The sequence below is a fragment of the Streptomyces sp. NPDC097595 genome (assembly GCF_044761525.1).
Classification (GTDB): domain Bacteria; phylum Actinomycetota; class Actinomycetes; order Streptomycetales; family Streptomycetaceae; genus Streptomyces; species Streptomyces drozdowiczii_A.
In genome coordinates, this window is sequence record NZ_JBIWCN010000010.1 from 1 (window position 1) to 15,092 (window position 15,092).

Genomic DNA, 15,092 nt, shown 5'->3' on the forward strand with positions numbered 1-15,092 from the left:
TCTCCAGGCTCGAAAGAGGACTCAGCAGGAACGACGACCTCACTCACGCCTACCGTGAATGGCTCCAAGCCGCTTGACAGCAATAGGAGCATCAGTGGGCCCGGTGCGGGGCCGCGTGGCAGGATCGGGGGCGTGACCAACTCCCCCTTCGACGCGGTGCTCTGCGACTTCGACGGCGTCCTGCGCCTGTGGGATCCGGACGGCATGACCGCCCTCGATCACCGGTCGGGACTGCCCGAGGGCACCCTCGCGGCCGCCGCCTTCCGGCCCGCCCTGCTGGACGAGGCCGTCACCGGCCGGATCAGCGACGAGCAGTGGCGGGAGCGTGTGGCGGAAGCCGTGGCCGGGAGCTGCGGGTCGGCCGCCCGCGCCCGGGAACTCGTCGGCGGTTGGTCGGCGTTGACCGGGCGCGTCGACACCGGGCTCCTGGAACTGCTGGCGTCCCTCCGGGCCCGGACACCCGTGGTCCTCGTCTCCAACGCCACGACCCGGCTGGAGGCCGATCTCGCCGCGCTGGGCCTGACGGACGCCTTCGACGCGGTGATCAACACCGCCCGCATCGGAGTCGCCAAGCCGGACCGCCGGGTCTTCGAGGCCGCCGCCCGCGCCGTGGGCGCGGAACTCCGCCGCTGCCTGTTCGTCGACGACACCGCCGGCCATGTGGCGGCGGCGCGCACCGCCGGCCTGACCGGCCACCACTACCGCGGTGTCGGGGAATTGCGCGGCGCGCTGGCGTCGCTGGGCCTCTGACCGGGCCCGCGCGCCAGAGGGACGCCCACCGTCACGCCACCGGCACGCTCCAGTGCTCCGCGACCCAGCTCTCCAGGGTGACCGGTGCGGCCACCGCGCGGCGCAGGTCGTCCACCTCGGCGCGGAAGCCCACCTCGTTGAACCAGGCGAACATCGCGCCCATCTCCTCGCTGTGTGCCCGGAGTTCACCGACAGGCAGGGAGACGAAGCCCACCGGCCGCCCGGCGGCGCGGGCGAAGACCTCGGCGATCTGGGGCCCGGTGAGCTCGTCGCCGGCCATCTCCACGATGCGGCCGAGGTCGGCCGCAGGGACATGGGTGTCCCTCCCGCGTAAGAGGCCCGCCATCGGTGCGGCGGACCGGCCTATCCAGACGGTGGCCCCTCAAGCGCGGTTGAGGTCAAGCGCCCGTCGTACGATGCCCGCACCCCGGCCCCCGCGGCGCCACCGACCAGCCCTCGTCCCCCGGAGGCCGACGTGCGACTCCTGCTCAGCTCCTGGTACCTGAAGCCGGGCGCCGACCGCCCGGCGGTCCTGCCGCCGCCGACCGGCACCGCCCGCGCGGGAATCGTGCTGAACGCGCTGGACGCGTACGGGCCTTCACGGAACCGGAACCTGCCGCGCGAGATACGTACCTGGGAGTCCTTCGGGTACGCCTGCGAGGAACTCGACCTGCGCGACCACTTCTCCGCCCCGGACGGGCTCGCCGCCCGGCTGGCCGCGCTCGACCTGGTCTGGGTGCTCGGCGGCAACGCCTTCGTCCTCGCCCGCGCGATGACGCGGACCCGCTTCGCGGACGCCCTGCGGGCACAGCGTCATCGGCCCGACTTCGTGTACGGCGGCTTCTCCGCCGGGGCCTGCGTCACCGGCCCCGACCTGCGCGGCATCGACCTGATCGACGACCCGGACGTCCACCCCGACGGCTACCCGTCCGGCATCGAGCCGTCCTGCCTCGGCCTGGTGCCCTTCCGGATCGTCCCGCACTGGCGCTCCGACCACCCCGAGGCGCCCGGCGCGGACCGGGCCGCCGCCCACCTGACCGGGGCGGGCCTCCCGCACCGCTGCCTCAGCGACGGGGAGACCCTCGGCATCGACCCCCTGCCCCTGAGCTGACGAGCCCCCGGCTCATCCCCCGTACCGCGAGGCCAACGCCCGGACCGCTTCGTCTGGCTGCGCGCGTTCCCCGACATGGCACACCGCCGCCGCGCGCTGGCGGCGTTCTACGACGGCCCGGTCTGGCGGCGGCACCGCGACGCGGCCAACGCCACGATGGCGGACAGCGACGACGTCCTCCTCCTGCGCGGGCCCGGCCGCACCCCGCCCCCGGACGCCACGGAGATCCGGGCGACGATCTGCCACCCTCCGGACCCGGCGGCCTTCGACACGTACGCCGCCCGCCACTTGACGCCGACCCACGCGCTCCACCGCACCGAGCACGCCGTGAACGACTTCCCCCGCCTGCCCGTCCGCACCGGCGAGGACGTGCGCGTCTGGTTCGGCCCGTCCGCTCCCCCGCCATGGCCGTACGTGCGGCTGCGCCTGGAACCGGTGGGGGCCTGACGGCACCGGCTTACGGGCGTACGGGACCGGCCCGGGCCCCCGACCGCTCCCGGACCGCCTCACACCACCCCGAGGAACCCCGGATCGCCGCCGTCCAGTTGCCGACAGGCGTCGCGTGCCACGCCCAGGAGTTCCGCCATCGGCACCGCCCGCCGGCTCGTCGCCGCCAGGTCCTCGCGGGCCTCGGCCGACCACAGGGGCGGGTGGAAGGACAGGCCCCGGTGCCCGTCCAGCGCGGCGGTCTCCGCCTGCCAGCCGTCCCACCGCAGCCCCTGGTAGAAGTCCCGCAGGCCCCCGGCGAGGATCCAGGTCAGCCAGGCCGAGTGGCCGGCGCCCAGGGCCAGCCAGCCGAGGGCGTCGGGCGCGAAGTAGATCATCTCGCCGGGGCCGCCGGGCCGCCCGGCCGCGCCGGGGTCGCCCCCGTTGACGGCGAAGACGCCGCCCAGCACGTCGTGCGCGACCACCAGCCCGGCCCCCGGCCGCCACGCCGGACCGGCGTCCGCCGGCATCGCGTTGACGGCGGCGAGACCGGGCACCCCGTGCGCCGCGCCGGGCGCCGGGCTGCCGAAGACCCGCAGCCACCCGCCGTCCACGAGGAGCCCGCCGCAGTTCAGCGCCAGCCCGCCCAGGTTCGACCGGGCGGAGACCTGAAGCTGCCACAAGGTCGCCCGCCCCGCCCCGGGGTCGCCGGGCAGCACCTCGACGGGCGCTCCCGCGCGGGCCACCTCTTCGAGGAACAACGGCCAGGCGGGGTCTTCGACATCGGTCAGCTCATCGAGTGCGCGCATCCACGCATCGTGGCAAAGCGGTCCGGCGCCCCGCCCGCCGGGTCAGCGGCCGATCGGCGCCGCCCCCGTCGCCGCCACCGACACCTCCCACAGCCGGGCCGCCGCCTCCGGATCGACGGCGTACGCGCGCACGCCGCCGCTCTCGGGCGATTCGGGGTCGTAGACGCGGGCGACCTCGCAGTCCTCCAGGTAGAGGCCGCCCCGGTCGGCCAGGAGCGGTGAGGTGGCCGCCCACAGGCCGGTGGCGGCGCCCTGGGGCGGGGTCTTGAAGCCCTTCCCGATCACCTTGCCGTCCTCGTCCACCCATCCGCGCTCGACCTGCTCCTGGAGCGTCATGTCCCTCTGCAACCCGGTGATGATCGCCCCCGGGTGGAGCGCGAAGGCCCGCACGCCGTCGCCCCGGCCGAGCGCGTCCAGGTGCACGGCGAAGAGCACGTTGGCCGTCTTGGCCTGCCCGTACGCCTGCCACTTGTCGTATCCGGTACGGAAGTGCGGATCGTGCCGGCGGATGTCCGTGATGTCGTGTCCGGCGGAGCTGTAGACGACGACGCGCGCCCCGTCACCGGCGGCGAGGAGCGGGTACAGCTCGCAGGTGAGGGCGAAGTGCCCGAAGTGGTTCGCCGCGAACTGGCTCTCCCACCCGGGCCCGACGCGCCGCTCCGGGGTGGCCATGACCCCGGCGGTGGCGAAGAGCAGGTCGATCGTGGGCAGCGTCTCGCGGATGTGCGCCGCCGCCGCCCGTACGGTCCCGAGGTCGGCCAGGTCCATGGCGACGACCTCGACGTCACCGCCCACCCCGTCGAGCGCGGCGCGGGCGACCTCGGGCCGCCGCGCCGGAACGACGACGCGCGCCCCGGCGCCGACGAGCGCGCGGGTCGTTTCGAGCCCGAGCCCGGAGTAGCCCCCGGTCACGACGGCGTTCCGGCCGGAGAGGTCGAGCCCGGCGGTGACGTCCTGGGCGGTGCTGGCGGCGGAGAAGGGCGAGCCGATGGGCTGCTGTTCGGTGCTGGTCATGGAGACGACGCTACGATCTAGACCTCGCTCTAGATCAAGTCCTACGCTTCACGGCATGGCGACCATCACCGACACCCTGAGCATCGGCGAGGTGTCCGACCGTACCGGCCTCAGCGTCCACGCCCTCCGCTACTACGAACGCGAGGGCCTGCTCGTGGGCCCCGTGCACCGCACCTCCGGCGGCCGGCGCCGCTACAGCACGCTGGACGTCGACTGGCTGCTGATCTGCGTGAAGCTGCGCGAATCCGGAATGCCCCTGGCCGACCTGAAACGGTTCGCCGACCTCGTACGCCAGGGCCCCGGCAACGAGGCCGAGCGCTTCCACCTCCTGGACACCCACCGCCAACGCGTCGACGCCCAGATCGCGGCCCTGGAGGAGTGCCGCTCGGTCATCACCTGGAAGGTCGGCATCTACGCGGACCACTTGGCACGGGGCGAGGCGAACGGCCTATGGGACCCGACGAGTTGAGTCTGCCGAGGGGGCGACGGCTCGCCGGGCGGCCTACCCTGGGCGCTATGACGCCCTCGGACTGGACCAGGCTCACCGAAGCGCGCGGAGTGCGGCGTCTCGCGGTGGTCTGCGGGCACATCATCAGGCGGCCGCTCCTGCTCGTCGCTGTAGGAGGGGCGGGCTTCCTCGTCAGCCGGTTCGGCAACCCCCTGCTCTACGGCGTGCTGCCGGTGCTCGGAGCCGTCCTGATCAGCATCAGCATGGGCCGGTTCCGCCCGGCCGATCCGGCGGACCCGGACGACCCCGGCCCCCAGGCGTAAGCCGTCACCTCGCCGCCCTCAGCACATCCAGCTCGCACCCAGGTGCCGCCGGGTCGAAGCCGTGCTGGACCAGCCAGCGGTACGCGGTGAGGCTGCGCAGCGACCACCAGGCGCGCACGATGTCCAGGTCGACGTCGGTGCCGTACCCGGCGACGAGGTCGCCCAGGCGCTCCTCGTGCCCCAGCGTCAGCGTGGCGAGGTCGAAGAGCGCGTCCCCCCGCGCCGCCTCGGACCAGTCGATGATGCCGGTCACCTCGTCGTCCTCGCCAATGAACACATGGGTGATCTGCAGGTCGCCGTGCACGAACACCGGCTCCCACGGCCGCAGCGCCGCCTCCGCGATCCGGCGGTTGCGGGTGACCAGCTCGGCGGGCAGGACCTCGTGGGCCAGGAGCCAGTCACACTCCCGCTCCAGCTCGGCCGCCAGGCCGTCCGCGCTCCGCCCGGGCCACGGCGGCAACGGCGCCTCGTGCAGCGCCCGGATCGCCGCCCCCGCCGCGGCCCACGCCTCCGGGGACGCGGGCGAGGGCTCCCCGAGGCGGCCGAGCGCGGTGCCCCGGACGGCGGCGAGCGCCAGCACGGACGGCTTGTGCCACAACACCTCCGGCGTCGGGACCGGTGCCAACGCCAGCGCCTCGGCCTCCACGGCGATCCGCGCCCGGTCCGCGTCCACCTTCAGGAACATGTCCCCGACGCGCAGCGTCGTCCGCTCGGAATGGGCTACGACGACCTCGACCTCATCCATGCCGCCCAGTCTCCCGGGGTTTACCGGAGGACCCCAACTCCCTTTACGTACAACGTTGTACGCGTGCCCTTCCCGTAACGGCCGACCCGCCCCACAATGGCGTGGGCGCGCTCCCACGATCCCGTCTCCCCCACCCGAAAGGGCGCAGGATGAGCCTCGCGACCGTACGTACCCCCCACCCCGCCCGCTCGCGACTCCGGGCCCTGCTCGTGGCCGCCGCGCTGCTGCCCGCGCTGCTGGCCGGCGCCGGTCCGGCGTCTGCGGCGCCCCCTGTGACGACGGCGGCGGCGGCCGTCCAGAGCCCCGTGCCCCAGGCCGTGGTGAACCGCTTCCGGCTCGACACCGGGTGGTACGCGAAGTACGTGGAGGGCCCCCGGGACGTCAACACCGGCGCCTCCGTCGCGGTCCTGGGCTCCGCGCAGGTCGCCGACTCCACCCTGCTCAAGGCGGCCCGCCAGCTGGAGGCCCTGGTCCGCACCTGGCCGTACTACCCGGTCGGCGAGCTGGACCGCCGCAACCTCCGCGTGGTGATCACCGCCCGGAACGAGCGGATGAGTTCGGTCCCCGAGGTGCGCGCGGCGTTCGGGACCTCGCTCGACGACCGTTACTGGGCGGGGATGGGCGCCACCGACTACCTGCCGGTCTCGGTGGGCACCGAGGCCAACCTCGCGGACAACCAGGGCCGGGAGAACGTCTTCGTGCACGAATTCGGCCACTCGGTGGCCGACATGGGCATCCGGCACATCGACCCGGCCTTCACCGGCGAGCTGCAGAGCGCGTACGACCAGGCCCGCGCGTCCGGCCGCTGGGCCAACACCTACGCCATCAGCAACACGAGCGAGTACTGGGCCGAGGGCATCCAGAGCTACTTCGACGTCAATTACGAGGGCCGGCCCGGCGGCGACGGAGTGCACAACGAGATCAACACCCGCACTGAGCTGTCGCGTTACGACGCCCCGCTGTTCCGGCTGCTCGACCGCGTCTACCGGGGCGCGGCCCTGCCCTCGTAACGGGAGAACTCACCGCCTGTCCAGCTGCAACGGCGGGTTCGGGTCGGTGTCGTCGCTCATGAAGTCCTTCATGCCCTGCCACAGCGACCGGGCCCGGTGCACCGTGACGCCCCGGGCGTCGACCAAGACCTCGGCGCGCTCGCCGAAGCCGACCGGGAGCGGCGGGAGGCCGAGCGCGGTCAGGGTGCGGATCAGGAGCTCCGACGGGTCGCCCGGGTCGCGCAGCAGCCGCGCGACGTCGCGGGCGTCGCCCTGGCCCGCCGCCGCGACGAGCAGTTCCGCGTCCTGGCGCGCGGTCTCCTGGGAGGGCGTCGAACCGACCCCCGCCCACCGGTGGGCGGCCGTCCGGCCCTTGGCGACGACGGACAGGACGCACGCGTCGTCCCCCTCGCGCCGGGCGACCACCGTGGTCAGCCCGGCGGAGTCGAACGCGGTCTCCGCCACCGCCGCAAGACCGTCGAGCCGCAGCACCGTCGCCCGTCGCCCGTGCTTGCCCGGCGTCTCCTCCGAGGGGGCCGACTCCATCAGCGTCCACCGCCCGGCCGGCGCGAGCCGGACGGTCGCCCCGCACAGCAGCAGCTCCTGCGAGACGCGCTGCGGCGGGCCCGGGCACGAACGCGATCTCGTGCGGGGCCTCCGCCCGCGCCTTCGCGGAGGACGGCAGGGGCACGGCGGGGGCGGGGACGGTGCCGTTACGGGGGACGGAGGCGGCGAGCCCGGCCCCGGCAGCGGCCGGCGTGCGTGCCGCCGCCCAGCCGCCCCGCGTCGAGGCCCTGTTCCGCAGCCAGGACACCTTCGCGGAGGACCTGTTCGACGACCTGCTGGACGCACTGGGCTTCCCGGAAGCCCCCGCGTCGTCGTCCGCCGAAGACGGCCGAGGAGGCCCGGACGCTGTGGAAGCCTAGGGCGATGACTACTGGTGCACCGCGTGACGCGGAATCGCTTGCCGTCGGGGCCCTTGAGTGGCTGATGAAGGCTGCCCGGGACGTCGACCACGGTCTGGCCTGGCCGGTCACCCCCGCCGCCGACCAGGTCACGCCGACTCTGTACAGCGGGACTTCAGGGGTGCTGCCGACTCTCCTCGACGCATGGCGGTACTTCGCCGACGACCGCTACGCGGACGCCGCGTCGCGTGGTGCCCTCAGCGTCGCCGCAGCGGTCGACGGCTGGGAGAACAGCGGGCTGTACACGGGCGTGGCCGGGATGGCTGTCGCGCTGCGGGGTGTGCACCGGACGCTCGGCGACGCCGCGGCAGGGGCTGCCGCCGACCGTGCTCTGGACGTGCTGCGGTCCCGCTTCGACGGCGCGGGGTGGAACGATTACTACGAACTCATCGTCGGCAATGCCGGCATCGCGCTCGCCGCGCTGGAATGCGGCGATCTCGACCTGGCCCAACGGGCCGTCGCCCGCTACGCGCGCACTGCCGAAACCACCACCGCCGGTGTCCAGTGGGAGATCCGGGCCGGGTCCGTCCCGCGTCTGCACCACATATCGCACGGAACCCTTGGCATCGTCTACGCACTCGCCGCCGTGGGGCGCGCCGCGAAACGCCCCGACCTGCTCGACCTCGCACTGGCCGGGGCCGCTGACGTGGTCTCCCGCGACGAGGCAGGCCCGGACGGCTTTCTCGTCCCGCACTCCGACCCGCAGCAGGAACACGAGAAGATCGAGCGTCACAGCTACGGCTGGTGCCACGGCACGGCCGGGGACGCCCAGGTGTTCCGCCTGCTGAGCCACGTCCGGGCCGACGACTCCGGCTGGCCCGCCCTCATCGACCGCTGCTGGCGCACCCTGGTCGACTCGGGCGTTCCACGACGCATCCGTCCCGGCTTCTGGGACAACAACGGCCGCTGCTGCGGCACCGCCGGTGTCCTCGCCCTCGCCTGTGACCGCCAGGTCGAACGCGGCGACGGCAGCGACTTCGCCGATGCCCTCGTCGCCGACCTCGCGGCCCGCGCGAGGACCGACAACGACGGCTTCTGCTGGTCCAACTTCGAACACCGTGAGACGCCTGGTGACCTCGCGCCCACGACCGGCTGGGCCATGGGCAACGCGGGCATCATTCGTGAACTCCTTCGCCATGCCCGCATCACGACACACCGCGACCCGAGGTACGCGGTCCCCTTCCCGGATCACCCGTCCACCGGCTGAAGGTCCCCCTCACGGCCCGGTCCGGACAGGCCTCGGCGACCCGGTCCCACACCCCCTTCGCGGCGATCCGGCCACCGGCCTACCGGCGTCCGTCTTCAGCCTCGCCGCATTCCTCGACCCACGCGCAGAGCCGGCGCATGACGCTCAGGAACTGGGGGGTGGGGTCCGGGCGGCCCCGCATGTGGGGCGCGTCCTGGAGCCACCGCTGCCACAGCCCCTCCGGCTGCCGGAGGCGGTCGGCCCGTCCACCTCCGAGGTTCAGGTCGACGTACGCATGAATCGGCCGCGTTCAGGATCCTCCAGACGCAGCAGGCCGCCGCCGAGCTTCAGATAGCGCCGCTGGGGCGTGACGTAGCGGCGAACCAGGGCCGGCAACTCGGGGCCGCCGTGAGGATTGCGTATCACGCCGCCGATTCTGCCCCGCCCCCGCGCAGGGGAGACCGCGCGGGTCAGCCGCCGTGGAGGCCCCACGCGTCGAGGCCACCGTAGACGAGCGCTTCGAGGCCGACGGGGGTGTCGTCCGCCTTCGCGGAGGACCTCTTCACGTCGCTCCTGGACGAGCTCGGCTTCCCGGAGGCCCCCGTCTCCTGACCAAGGATCTGGCCGGCACGCCGGTCCCAGCTCAGGATGTGTCGCGCGCCAGGACGACGACGGCTGCCAGAAGCAGGATCGACCCGAGTGCCAGGGACAGGCTGATCCGTTCACCGAGCAGGGCGGCCAGGAAGGCGGCGGTGGCGGGCTCCAGGAGCACGAGCACGGATGCGGTGGTACTGCGGACCGTGGTCAGCCCGGAAAAGTACCAGCGGTAGGCGAGCAGGGTCGGGACGACGCCGAGGAAGATGAGCCAACTGGCGGAAACGGCGGCATGTTCAGCACGGGGCCAGGCCCCCTGGGCCAGCGCGAAGGGCGCCAGACACAGTGCGCCCGCAGTCCACGTGGCCGCGTCCGCGGTCGCTTGCCCGGTGCGGCGGGCGTGCAGGGTGACGGCGCTGTAACCGACGGCGGAGAGCAGAGCCACCGCGATGCCCACCGCCGGACGGGGCCCGGACACCGGGCGCGCGACCAGGAGAAGCAGACCGAGCAGTGCGATCGCGATCGCGGCAGTGCCGCGCCTGGTGAGCCGTTCGTCCAGAAAGACGAAGGCTCCGATACTGACCAGGACCGGGCTCGCGCCGAGGGTGATCATCGTGCCGAGGGCGAGCCCAGCGCCTTGGACGGCGCCGAAGTAGGCCGTCTGATAGGCCGCCAGTGCGACTCCGGTGAGTACGGTGGCGCGTCGGCACGACGTGGGCCGGAAGTCGACAGGTCGGCGCGGGTGTTGGGCGGTCAGCACGGCCGCCGCGATGGCGAAGCGCCAGAACGACACCGCGACGGGGCCGAGGCCGCTGGTGCGGAACAGTTCGTGTGCTGCGGCACCGCCTGCGCCCCAGGCGATGGCGGCGGCGGAAACGGAGAGCAGACCACGCCGTAGCGGCGTGAGGGCATGCGTGATCATCTGGTGTGTCTCCACGATGGATGGCCGGAGGAGGTCCGCTTGGCGGGCGGGCGGCATCCATCGCCCCAGCAGCTGTGCTGCCGGGGTCGGGACTGGTCTGCGCGCTGCCCGCTAGCGGGCGGGCGGCGGCGAGATCGTGAAGCGCATGGGGGAACCCTAGTGCGGCCGTTTCGGCGGCTGCGACTGCTTTTCAGGGTGGACGAGGCGGACGGACCACCGGCTCCGCAGCGTGGACCAACCCACCCGGAAGCCTGGCGGCGAGGCTCTGCGGTTGTCCGGCGCCGTCAGGACGGAGCGCCCCCGCCCTCCCCCCGCTGCCGCCGGTAGTGGCGAGCGGCCCTCGCGCGGTTGCCGCAGGACGGTTTGCACCACTCCTGGCGGCCGTGGCTCTTGACGAAGTAGCGCACGCAGCGGGGCGCGGTGCAGGAGCGGAGCTGCGTACGCTGCGGGCCGCTGAGGAAGTTGATCGCGTCGCGGGCCAGGGCGGCGAGCAGCCGGACGGACGGGTCGGTCTCCGCGGACAGCAGCCGGACGGCCGGAACTCCCTCTCCCGGCCAGTCGAGTTGAGGCGCCACCGGCTCCCGCGTGGCGGCCGCGTTGAGGCGGGCCGTCGCCTCCTCGGCGGGCATCAGGCGGTGGGCGTCCGCCGGGCTGGGGGGCGCGGGGCTGACCGCTCGGGCGAACAGGGCACGGACCGCCTGCCGGAGCTCGACGAGGTCGAGCCTGAGGCGCTCGTCCGCGACGGGTTCGGCGGCCGGCACCTCACTCCGCTCCTGGATCCAGCGCGTCGTCCCCTCCACCGTGGCGAGGTCGTCCGCGACGCCGCCATCCCCGTCGTGGCGGATCGTGCTCGCGAGTTCCAACGCCGGCCAGCGCTCCACAAGTCGTCCCTTCCCTCTCGGTCCCCGGTCACCGACCACTTGAACACACCTCTGCGCACACCCTAAAGTCCCTAACGGCAAAACAGAAAACTTCCGTTAGGCACCGCCATGGGAGGCGACTCCGGCATGACCCTGCTCGCACAGATCAGCGACCTGCACCTGGACGGCAGCGCGCGGGCGACCCGCCGCGCCACCCGCGTCATGGACTACCTGCGCACCCTGCCCCGACCGGTCGACGCGCTCCTGGTCACCGGGGACATCGCCGACCACGGCACGGAGGCGGAGTACGAGGAGGCGGCCCGCATCCTGGCCGCCCCCTTCCCCGTACTCATGTGCCCCGGCAACCACGACGCGCGCCCGGCGTACCGCAAGGCCCTCCTCGGAGAGGCGCCCGGCGAGGGCCCCGTCAACCGGGCCCACCACATCGCCGGCACCGCGATCCTGATGTGCGATGCGACCATCCCCGGCCGCGACGAGGGCCGCCTCGACGCCGAAACGCTGACCTGGATCGACACCACGCTGACCGCGCTGCCGCGGGACACCCCCGCGCTGATCGCCTTCCACCAGCCGCCGGTCGAGCTCCACCACCCGCTGCCCGACTCCTGCAGGCTCGAAGAGCCGGGCGCCCTGGCCGACTTGCTCGCCGCACACCCGCAGGTCGCCGCGGTCCTCACCGGCCACGCCCACACCGCCGCCGCGTCCACCTTCGCGGGGCGGCCGTTGATCGTCGGCCCGGCGGTCACCTGGACCCTGCGCCTGCCGTGGGAGGGCGACGAGGTCGCGGATCTGGAACAGCCGCCCGGCCTCGCGTTCCACATCCTGTCCGACGACGGCCGCCTGACCACCCACTACCGGGTCGTGCTCTGATCCCCGTGGCCCACCCCGTCGCGGTCGCCGGGTTCCTGGTCGCGATCCTGCCGCTGATCGCGACGCCCGGGGCCAGCCTGGCCCTGCTGATCCAGTACGTCACCGAGGGCGGCCGCCGCCGCGCGCTTCCGGTCGTCCTCGGTACGGTCACGGGCCTGTACGTCCACGCCGCGCTCGCCGCGGCCGGCCTGTCGGCCCTGGTCATGCACTCCAGCGTGGCCTTCACGGCGATCAGGCTCACCGGAGCGGTCTACCTGATCGGCCTCGGCCTGTGGACCTGGCACACCGCGACCCCGGCCCCGCGCCGCCGCCCGAGGCGTCGTACGGACTCCGTATACGCCCAGGCGTTCCTGGCCAACGTCCTCAACCCGAAGGCGGCCGCGATCTACCTGACCCTGGCCCCCCAGTTCCTCACACCCCACGACCCCCTACCCGCCCAACTCCTCACCCTGGCCACGGCCCAGGCCCTCCTGCTCACCCTCTGGCTGACCGCCTGGACCTTCCTCATCCTCCGAGCGACCCGCATCCTCCAGACCCCCCGATTCAAACGAAGGGCCGCCCGGGCCACATCGGCGATCCTGATCGCACTCGGGGTCCGGGCGGCGGTGGCGTGACCCCGATGCCCGAGCGCGGCCGGATCACTCCCTCACCGGCAGGCACTCGGCCAGCAGGTCCACGACATCGCACCAGGCTCGCTGCGCGTGCCGTGGGTGGTGGCCGACGCCGGGGGGCGCGGCGTGGTCGACCGGTGGGTGGTGGAACGCGTGCAGGGCGCCGCCGTAGACAACGAAGCGCCAGTCGACGCCCGCCGACTGCATATCGGCCGTGAACGCGTCCCGTTGCGCGGGCCCCATGATCGGGTCCTCCGACCCGACCCCGGCCCACACCGGGCAGCGGATGCGCGCGGTCTCGCCCGGTCGGCCGGTGCCCAGTCCGTTGACGGTCCCGATCACCCGCAGGTCGACGCCGTCGCGCCCGAGTTCCAGCGCGATCATGCCGCCGGTGCCGTAGCCGATGGCGGCGATCCGGTCGGGATCGGCCCTGGGTTCGGCGCGCAGTACGTCGAGCGCCGCGTGGCCGATGCCGCGCATCCGGTCGGGGTCGTCGAGCAGCGGCATGCAGCGGGCCAGCATCTCCCCGGGTTCGCCCAGGTACCGCCCGCCGTGGAGGTCGAAGGCCAGGGTTACGTAGCCGAGTTCGGCAAGGGCCTCCGCCCGGCGCCGCTCGACGTCGCTGAGGCCCATGCCCTCCGGCCCGAGCAGCACGGCGGGCCGGCGGCCGGTGCCGGCCGGGAGCGCGAGGTGGCCGACCATCGTCAGACCGTCGGCCGGGTACGTGACCGTGCGCGTGGTAACCGTCGTCATGGGACGGACCGTAGTGCGCGCCGAGCACGGCCGGGCCGGCGTTCACCGCAGGCGGAAGCCGTGAGCTGCTCGGGCGCGCTCTAGAGCAGCCGCCTCACCACGACCTCGGCCGCCCTCGCAAGGCGCTCCGCCTCACCCGGATGAGCCCGCCCCAGCGGCCCCGCATTCTCGCTGTGCGCGACGAGCCTGAAGATCAGTGCGCGGATCAGCATCTGCGGCCAGTCGGGATGGTCGCCGCCGGCCGTCAACAGCTCGGGCGGAAGGTCGAACCACAGCAGCCCGTCCGCGATCACGACCGCCTCGGCGAACAACGGCGGCCGCCAGTACGGGGAGAAGTCGATCACGACGGGCGCCTGATCCGGAGCGAACAGGACATTGCCCGTGAGGTCACCGTGGATGAGCTGAGCGGCGTCCTGCGCAACGGGGCGCCTCAGGTCCAGCAAGTTCGAGAACGGTACGGCGAGGTCATCGATCACGTCGATGTCCTGCTCGCCCCACGCGACCCGGTCGGCCACCGCCCACGGGTGCGTCTGCCGACCGAGGAACTCGGGCCGGGGCGCTCGCCGCAGGGCCTCGTGGAACGCGCGACCGGCACTGAGCACACCAACCCAGTGCCCCTCCGGTCCGGACTGACCGGTCAGGAACTCACTGGCGGTCCACCCGTCCACGACGCACCGCCCGTCGACGGCCCGCAAGGGCAGCGGAACGCGGAAGCCGCTTTCCGACGCGAGCCCTTCGAACAGGCAGGTCGCCCACTCGGCCTCGTCGTCAGGGCCCTCGGCGGGCTTGAACACGTACGCCCCGACGAGGACGCTCCGACCCTGCCCACCGGCCAGCGGGACGGCGAAGCCCTTCACCCCAAAAGCATCGAGGACCGCAGGGGAGGGCACGGCGCTGCTCGGCATGTCAGTCACGCCGGGCATCATGCCGAGGTCATCGCGCCCTGCGCACCTTGTTTATGCCCGAGTCCGAGAGACGCACCAGCCGCGTCGGCGGTCTCTTCGGAACACCCCCGGTGAACAGGGCTGGGTCCGGTTCCCCGCGTACTCGCCGGGGGTCACGATGGGGATGCCGTCGGCCGGCCGCTCGTGCCGGCTCAGCCGCGACGTGGTGGGGTGAGCTTCTCCAGGTCGAGGTTGATCTCGAAGGGCACCGGCCGGCTGAGCGAGCCCCTGAAGATGCCGACGGGTACGTAGGTGGCGGTCGGCCCGTCCAGTTCGTAGATGTGGACGACGGGTGCTCCGTCCTCGTCCTCGATGCGCCAGTAGTGCGGGATGCCGGCCTCCGCGTACTTCCGCAGCTTCACCGTGCGGTCCCGGTGTGCGGACTCGGGGGAGACCACCTCTACCGCGAGTCGTACTTCCTCCGGCGCGAACCAGGTGCGGTCACCATCGAAGTCCGCCGTCGTCACCAGCAGATCCGGCTCGGGCCGATTGCGCTGATCGAGTCTGATGGTCATCTCCCGTCCGACCCTCACATCGGCCGGTGCCTGCTCCATGAGAGCCACGGTGAGCATCGTGACGAGATGGCCGTGCCACCACCGCTGCGGGGACATCATGAAGACGAGGGCTCCGTCGATCAGCTCGGTGTGGCGCGGTGCTTCCGGGAGGCGGTCCAGATCCTCCGCGTACCAGCCTTCCGCGCGGGGCGGGCGCATCCAGTCGGGCAGTGCGGTCATGCCTCAACCGTAGCGACTCG

At 73.2% G+C, this 15,092-nt stretch carries 22 protein-coding genes; 10 read left to right on the top strand and 12 right to left on the bottom strand.

The features are described 5' to 3' along the window. The first annotated feature begins 132 nt into the window (after positions 1-132). Positions 133-750, top strand: a complete 618-nt coding sequence (locus ACIQZN_RS17010; protein WP_403993755.1) for an HAD family hydrolase — start codon at positions 133-135, stop codon at positions 748-750. 31 nt (positions 751-781) lie between these two features. Here ACIQZN_RS17010 and ACIQZN_RS17015 read toward each other — a convergent pair whose 3' ends face one another. After that, a complete protein-coding gene (locus ACIQZN_RS17015; RefSeq protein WP_403993758.1) occupies positions 782-1,096 on the bottom strand; it encodes a hypothetical protein in 315 nt (104 codons plus the stop codon). A 129-nt stretch (positions 1,097-1,225) separates the two neighbouring features. On the opposite strand from ACIQZN_RS17015, the gene ACIQZN_RS17020 reads away from it, so the two are divergent. After that, positions 1,226-1,861 carry a Type 1 glutamine amidotransferase-like domain-containing protein gene (locus ACIQZN_RS17020; RefSeq protein WP_403993761.1) on the top strand — a complete coding sequence of 212 codons (636 nt, stop codon included), beginning with the start codon at positions 1,226-1,228 and terminating at the stop codon, positions 1,859-1,861. Between the two features lie 75 nt (positions 1,862-1,936). Continuing rightward, positions 1,937-2,308: a hypothetical protein gene (locus ACIQZN_RS17025; RefSeq protein ID WP_403993764.1), complete on the top strand. Its 372-nt coding sequence runs from the start codon at positions 1,937-1,939 to the stop codon at positions 2,306-2,308. A 59-nt stretch (positions 2,309-2,367) separates the two neighbouring features. Here the strand turns inward: ACIQZN_RS17025 and ACIQZN_RS17030 are convergent, their stop codons facing one another. Continuing rightward, entirely contained in the window at positions 2,368-3,096 is a 729-nt protein-coding gene (locus ACIQZN_RS17030) for a DUF2625 family protein (RefSeq protein ID WP_403993767.1), read from the bottom strand. 42 nt (positions 3,097-3,138) lie between these two features. Beyond that, positions 3,139-4,110 (bottom strand): SDR family NAD(P)-dependent oxidoreductase, encoded by a 972-nt coding sequence (locus ACIQZN_RS17035; protein ID WP_403993770.1) that lies wholly within the window; start codon positions 4,108-4,110, stop codon positions 3,139-3,141. 55 nt (positions 4,111-4,165) lie between these two features. Between ACIQZN_RS17035 and ACIQZN_RS17040 the strand changes: the two genes are divergently transcribed. Both ACIQZN_RS17040 and ACIQZN_RS17045 read left to right on the top strand, forming a co-directional pair. Next, positions 4,166-4,579, top strand: coding sequence for a MerR family transcriptional regulator (locus ACIQZN_RS17040; RefSeq protein ID WP_403993773.1), 414 nt, complete (start codon positions 4,166-4,168; stop codon positions 4,577-4,579). 47 nt (positions 4,580-4,626) lie between these two features. Further along, positions 4,627-4,881 (top strand): hypothetical protein, encoded by a 255-nt coding sequence (locus tag ACIQZN_RS17045; RefSeq protein ID WP_403993776.1) that lies wholly within the window; start codon positions 4,627-4,629, stop codon positions 4,879-4,881. A 4-nt stretch (positions 4,882-4,885) separates the two neighbouring features. Here ACIQZN_RS17045 and ACIQZN_RS17050 read toward each other — a convergent pair whose 3' ends face one another. Then, complete coding sequence (locus ACIQZN_RS17050) at positions 4,886-5,626, bottom strand: phosphotransferase family protein (RefSeq protein WP_403993779.1); 741 nt, start codon at positions 5,624-5,626, stop codon at positions 4,886-4,888. Positions 5,627-5,775: 149 nt separating this feature from the next. On the opposite strand from ACIQZN_RS17050, the gene ACIQZN_RS17055 reads away from it, so the two are divergent. After that, on the top strand, positions 5,776-6,636 hold the full coding sequence (locus tag ACIQZN_RS17055; protein ID WP_403993782.1) for a hypothetical protein: 861 nt from the start codon (positions 5,776-5,778) through the stop codon (positions 6,634-6,636). Positions 6,637-6,645: 9 nt separating this feature from the next. Here ACIQZN_RS17055 and ACIQZN_RS17060 read toward each other — a convergent pair whose 3' ends face one another. Continuing rightward, positions 6,646-7,161, bottom strand: a complete 516-nt coding sequence (locus ACIQZN_RS17060; protein ID WP_403993785.1) for a hypothetical protein — start codon at positions 7,159-7,161, stop codon at positions 6,646-6,648. A gap of 212 nt (positions 7,162-7,373) precedes the next feature. Between ACIQZN_RS17060 and ACIQZN_RS17065 the strand changes: the two genes are divergently transcribed. Continuing rightward, positions 7,374-7,541 carry a hypothetical protein gene (locus tag ACIQZN_RS17065; protein ID WP_403993788.1) on the top strand — a complete coding sequence of 56 codons (168 nt, stop codon included), beginning with the start codon at positions 7,374-7,376 and terminating at the stop codon, positions 7,539-7,541. A gap of 64 nt (positions 7,542-7,605) precedes the next feature. Further along, positions 7,606-8,787: a lanthionine synthetase LanC family protein gene (locus ACIQZN_RS17070; RefSeq protein WP_403994468.1), complete on the top strand. Its 1,182-nt coding sequence runs from the start codon at positions 7,606-7,608 to the stop codon at positions 8,785-8,787. Between the two features lie 79 nt (positions 8,788-8,866). Here the strand turns inward: ACIQZN_RS17070 and ACIQZN_RS17075 are convergent, their stop codons facing one another. From ACIQZN_RS17075 to ACIQZN_RS17090, 4 genes are all read right to left on the bottom strand, one after another. Further along, positions 8,867-9,067, bottom strand: coding sequence for a DUF6000 family protein (locus tag ACIQZN_RS17075; RefSeq protein WP_403994470.1), 201 nt, complete (start codon positions 9,065-9,067; stop codon positions 8,867-8,869). Next, on the bottom strand, positions 9,046-9,192 hold the full coding sequence (locus tag ACIQZN_RS17080) for a DUF6000 family protein (RefSeq protein ID WP_403993791.1): 147 nt from the start codon (positions 9,190-9,192) through the stop codon (positions 9,046-9,048). Before ACIQZN_RS17080 ends, ACIQZN_RS17075 begins: the two co-directional genes overlap by 22 nt. Positions 9,193-9,409: 217 nt before the next feature. Then, the gene (locus ACIQZN_RS17085; RefSeq protein ID WP_403993794.1) at positions 9,410-10,282 is read right to left on the bottom strand and encodes a DMT family transporter; all 873 of its coding nucleotides are present in this window, start codon (positions 10,280-10,282) and stop codon (positions 9,410-9,412) included. A 284-nt stretch (positions 10,283-10,566) separates the two neighbouring features. Then, positions 10,567-11,163, bottom strand: coding sequence for a CGNR zinc finger domain-containing protein (locus ACIQZN_RS17090; RefSeq protein ID WP_403993797.1), 597 nt, complete (start codon positions 11,161-11,163; stop codon positions 10,567-10,569). Between the two features lie 126 nt (positions 11,164-11,289). On the opposite strand from ACIQZN_RS17090, the gene ACIQZN_RS17095 reads away from it, so the two are divergent. Both ACIQZN_RS17095 and ACIQZN_RS17100 read left to right on the top strand, forming a co-directional pair. After that, positions 11,290-12,030, top strand: coding sequence for a metallophosphoesterase (locus ACIQZN_RS17095; RefSeq protein ID WP_403993800.1), 741 nt, complete (start codon positions 11,290-11,292; stop codon positions 12,028-12,030). Positions 12,031-12,035: 5 nt separating this feature from the next. Continuing rightward, complete coding sequence (locus tag ACIQZN_RS17100) at positions 12,036-12,644, top strand: LysE family translocator (RefSeq protein WP_403993803.1); 609 nt, start codon at positions 12,036-12,038, stop codon at positions 12,642-12,644. A gap of 24 nt (positions 12,645-12,668) precedes the next feature. On the opposite strand, the gene ACIQZN_RS17105 is transcribed toward ACIQZN_RS17100, so the two are convergent. The 3 genes from ACIQZN_RS17105 to ACIQZN_RS17115 form a co-directional block, all read right to left on the bottom strand. Continuing rightward, a complete protein-coding gene (locus ACIQZN_RS17105) occupies positions 12,669-13,394 on the bottom strand; it encodes a dienelactone hydrolase family protein (protein WP_403993806.1) in 726 nt (241 codons plus the stop codon). A gap of 80 nt (positions 13,395-13,474) precedes the next feature. Further along, the gene (locus ACIQZN_RS17110) at positions 13,475-14,299 is read right to left on the bottom strand and encodes an aminoglycoside phosphotransferase (RefSeq protein ID WP_403994473.1); all 825 of its coding nucleotides are present in this window, start codon (positions 14,297-14,299) and stop codon (positions 13,475-13,477) included. Between the two features lie 191 nt (positions 14,300-14,490). Then, on the bottom strand, positions 14,491-15,072 hold the full coding sequence (locus tag ACIQZN_RS17115; protein ID WP_403993809.1) for a Uma2 family endonuclease: 582 nt from the start codon (positions 15,070-15,072) through the stop codon (positions 14,491-14,493). Positions 15,073-15,092 lie beyond the last annotated feature (20 nt).

Excerpts from the sequence above, each read along its gene's own strand:
- ACIQZN_RS17035 (WP_403993770.1), bottom strand. The coding sequence starts at position 4,110 with ATGACCAGCACCGAACAGCAGCCCATCGGCTCGCCCTTCTCCGCCGCC.
- ACIQZN_RS17105 (WP_403993806.1), bottom strand. The coding sequence starts at position 13,394 with ATGACGACGGTTACCACGCGCACGGTCACGTACCCGGCCGACGGTCTG.
- ACIQZN_RS17030 (WP_403993767.1), bottom strand. The coding sequence starts at position 3,096 with ATGCGCGCACTCGATGAGCTGACCGATGTCGAAGACCCCGCCTGGCCG.
- ACIQZN_RS17015 (WP_403993758.1), bottom strand. The coding sequence starts at position 1,096 with ATGGCGGGCCTCTTACGCGGGAGGGACACCCATGTCCCTGCGGCCGAC.
- ACIQZN_RS17055 (WP_403993782.1), top strand. The coding sequence starts at position 5,776 with ATGAGCCTCGCGACCGTACGTACCCCCCACCCCGCCCGCTCGCGACTC.
- ACIQZN_RS17050 (WP_403993779.1), bottom strand. The coding sequence starts at position 5,626 with ATGGATGAGGTCGAGGTCGTCGTAGCCCATTCCGAGCGGACGACGCTG.
- ACIQZN_RS17045 (WP_403993776.1), top strand. The coding sequence starts at position 4,627 with ATGACGCCCTCGGACTGGACCAGGCTCACCGAAGCGCGCGGAGTGCGG.
- ACIQZN_RS17040 (WP_403993773.1), top strand. The coding sequence starts at position 4,166 with ATGGCGACCATCACCGACACCCTGAGCATCGGCGAGGTGTCCGACCGT.
- ACIQZN_RS17085 (WP_403993794.1), bottom strand. The coding sequence starts at position 10,282 with ATGATCACGCATGCCCTCACGCCGCTACGGCGTGGTCTGCTCTCCGTT.
- ACIQZN_RS17060 (WP_403993785.1), bottom strand. The coding sequence starts at position 7,161 with ATGGAGTCGGCCCCCTCGGAGGAGACGCCGGGCAAGCACGGGCGACGG.
- ACIQZN_RS17115 (WP_403993809.1), bottom strand. The coding sequence starts at position 15,072 with ATGACCGCACTGCCCGACTGGATGCGCCCGCCCCGCGCGGAAGGCTGG.
- ACIQZN_RS17095 (WP_403993800.1), top strand. The coding sequence starts at position 11,290 with ATGACCCTGCTCGCACAGATCAGCGACCTGCACCTGGACGGCAGCGCG.
- ACIQZN_RS17110 (WP_403994473.1), bottom strand. The coding sequence starts at position 14,299 with ATGCCGAGCAGCGCCGTGCCCTCCCCTGCGGTCCTCGATGCTTTTGGG.
- ACIQZN_RS17025 (WP_403993764.1), top strand. The coding sequence starts at position 1,937 with ATGGCACACCGCCGCCGCGCGCTGGCGGCGTTCTACGACGGCCCGGTC.
- ACIQZN_RS17070 (WP_403994468.1), top strand. The coding sequence starts at position 7,606 with ATGAAGGCTGCCCGGGACGTCGACCACGGTCTGGCCTGGCCGGTCACC.